The organism is Ramlibacter sp., from assembly GCF_028292805.1.
Taxonomy (GTDB): Bacteria; Pseudomonadota; Gammaproteobacteria; order Burkholderiales; family Burkholderiaceae_C; genus Ramlibacter.
The window spans coordinates 1-2607 of record NZ_JAQGLS010000170.1 but is presented as its reverse complement, the minus strand read 5'-3'; the positions used below and the strand labels follow the sequence as shown (position 1 = coordinate 2607).

Here is a 2607-nt window from a genome sequence, read left to right as displayed (position 1 = left end):
TCCAGCAGGCGGGCAGGGCGACCAGGGCGGCGGCCACGGTGCGGCGGTTCAGCAGCTTGGAAGGTGGGGCCATCGCGTTCTCCTGGGTCTCTGAGCAGCAGTCGCCGGGCGAGTTCCCGCGCGCTCAGAACGGCGCGCTGCTGGCGAAAGCCACAGTCTCGCCGCTGGCCGGGTGCGCCAGCTGCAACGCCGTCGCGTGCAGCAGCAGCCGCGGCGCCAGCGCCTGCACCGCCGGCGGCGCGTACAGCGGGTCGCCCAGGATCGCGTGGCCGATGGCCTGCAGGTGGACCCGCAACTGGTGCGTGCGGCCGGTCACCGGCTCGAGTTCGACCCGGGTGCTGTCGCCGGCCGCGTCCAGCACGCGCCAGCGGGTGCTGCTGGGACGGCCTTGCGCCGCGTCCACCTTCTGCATCGGCCGGTTCGGCCAGTCGGCCATGAGGGGCAGGGCGATCGCGCCCTGGTCGTCGCGCTCGCCCAGCCGGCCCGCCACCACGGCCTCGTAGCGCTTGGCCACCTCGCGCTCGGCGAAGGCGCGGCTCAGGATCCGCTGCATGTGCAGGCCGCGCGCCATCAGGAGCAGCCCCGAGGTCGCCATGTCGAGCCGGTGCACCACCAGCGCGTCCGGCCACAGGCGGCGCGCCCGCTCCGACAGGCAGTCCTGTTTGTCCGCGCCGCGGCCGGGCACCGCCAGCAGGCCCGCGGGCTTGTCCAGCACCAGCAAGTGCTCGTCCACGTACAGCAAGCCTTCTACTAACCCCTGCATGAATGCCCTTTCTTCCTCGCTGCCGTTCGGCGTGCAGACGGTGTTGCTGCTGGCGGCTCCAACGTCTTCATGACCATGGCCTGGTACGGTCACCTGAAGAACCTGGCCCCCGCCCCCGGGTGCATCGCGGCCCTGGTCAGCTGGGGCATCGCGCTGGCGGAATACCTGCCGCAGCTGCCGGCCAACCGCATCGGCTTGCAGCAGGCCGGCTTCAGCGTGGCCCCGCTCAAGATCATGCAGGAAGATCACGCCGGCCGGGTTCGTGCCGTTCGTCGTGTTCTACCTGGACGGGGCGCTCAAGCTGGATTCCCTGCGGCCGGCGCTGTGCATGGTGGGCGCGGTGTATTTCATATTCCGCAGCGGGCGAGGTCGGTGCTCCGCTCGGCAGGTAAACTCCGCGCCAATCCCCCGAAAACGAAAATCCCTCTCTGGAGCGTTCATGCTGTTCAGGAAATTGTTGCCGCGTGAAGGCAACTTCTTTGAGATGTTCAACCAGCACGCGGTCCACATGGTGGACGCCGCGCAGGCCTTTTCCAAGCTGGTGGCGAACTACGCCGACCTCACCCTGCGCGAACAGTACGCCCGCGAGGTCGACCACGCCGAGCGCGCCGCCGACAAGGTGACGCAGGACGTCAACCGCCTGATCCACCAGACCTTCATCACCCCGATCGACCGCGAACAGATCCACACGCTGATCAACACCATGGACGACGTGGCCGACCTGATCCAGGACTCGGCCGAGACCATGTCGCTGTATGACGTGCGGCACATGACCGAGGAGATCACCCGCCTGACCGACCTGAGCGTGCGCTGCGTCGAGCGCGTCAAAGAGGCGGTCGGCCTGCTGGGCAAGCTGTCGGACCACAACACGGCGGTGGCGGCGCTCAAGACCTGCGAGGAGATCGACAAGCTCGAGTCGGACGCCGACCGCGTGATGCGCTCGGCCATGAGCAAGCTGTTTCGCGAGGAGCCGGACGTGCGCGAGGTGATCAAGCTCAAGGCCATCTACGAACTGCTGGAGACGATCACCGACAAGTGCGAAGACGTCGCCAACGTCGTCGAGGGCATCGTCCTCGAGAACTCCTGAGGCGGACCGACATGGCAGTCTCGCAGGTGGCCCTCTGGGTCGTGGTCATGCTGGTTGTCGTCGCGCTGCTGTTCGACTTCATGAACGGCTTCCACGACGCCGCCAACTCGATCGCGACGGTGGTTTCCACCGGCGTGCTCAGACCCGGCCAGGCCGTGGTGTTCGCGGCCTTCTTCAACTTCGTCGCCATCTTCATCTTCCACCTGAGCGTGGCGGCGACCGTGGGCAAGGGGATCGTCGAGCCCGGGGTGGTGGACACCCACGTGGTGTTCGGCGCCCTGATCGGCGCCATCACCTGGAACGTGGTGACCTGGTGGTTCGGCATCCCCAGCAGCTCCTCACACGCGCTGATCGGCGGCATCGTCGGCGCCGTCATCGCCAAGGCCGGCGCCGGCTCCTTGATTGCCGGCGGTATCTGGAAGACGGTGATCTTCATCTTCGTCTCGCCGGTGCTCGGCTTCCTGCTCGGCTCGCTGATGATGGTGCTGGTGTCGAATCTGTTTCGCAACACGCGGCCGAACCGCGTCGACAAGTGGTTCCGCCGGGCGCAGCTGGTTTCCGCCGGCGCCTACAGCCTGGGCCACGGCGGCAACGACGCGCAGAAAACCATCGGCATCATCTGGATGCTGCTGATCGCCACTGGCTATGTCGCCGTCGGCGCCGAGTCGCCGCCGGTGTGGGTGATCGTCTCCTGCTACGTGGCGATCGCCATGGGCACGATGTTCGGCGGCTGGCGCATCGTCAAGACCATGGGCCA

The 2607-nt window shown here is 67.4% G+C and carries 3 protein-coding genes and 1 pseudogene; 3 read left to right on the top strand and 1 reads right to left on the bottom strand.

Going from position 1 to position 2607, the window contains the following annotated elements; translation table 11 throughout:
• Positions 1–124: 124 nt before the first annotated feature.
• The gene (locus tag JWP65_RS10640) at positions 125–763 is read right to left on the bottom strand and encodes a pseudouridine synthase (protein WP_299763482.1); all 639 of its coding nucleotides are present in this window, start codon (positions 761–763) and stop codon (positions 125–127) included.
• Here JWP65_RS10640 and JWP65_RS10635 point away from each other — a divergent pair.
• From JWP65_RS10635 to JWP65_RS10625, 3 genes and pseudogenes are all read left to right on the top strand, one after another.
• Positions 762–1124, top strand: a pseudogene (locus tag JWP65_RS10635) (DMT family protein); the annotation flags it as partial. The gene JWP65_RS10640 and the pseudogene JWP65_RS10635 sit on opposite strands and share 2 nt — an antisense overlap.
• Positions 1125–1202: 78 nt before the next feature.
• Positions 1203–1850, top strand: a complete 648-nt coding sequence (locus tag JWP65_RS10630) for a DUF47 domain-containing protein (protein ID WP_299763484.1) — start codon at positions 1203–1205, stop codon at positions 1848–1850.
• A gap of 11 nt (positions 1851–1861) precedes the next feature.
• The coding region (locus tag JWP65_RS10625; protein ID WP_299763480.1) for an inorganic phosphate transporter at positions 1862–2607 on the top strand (746 nt) is incomplete at its 3' end.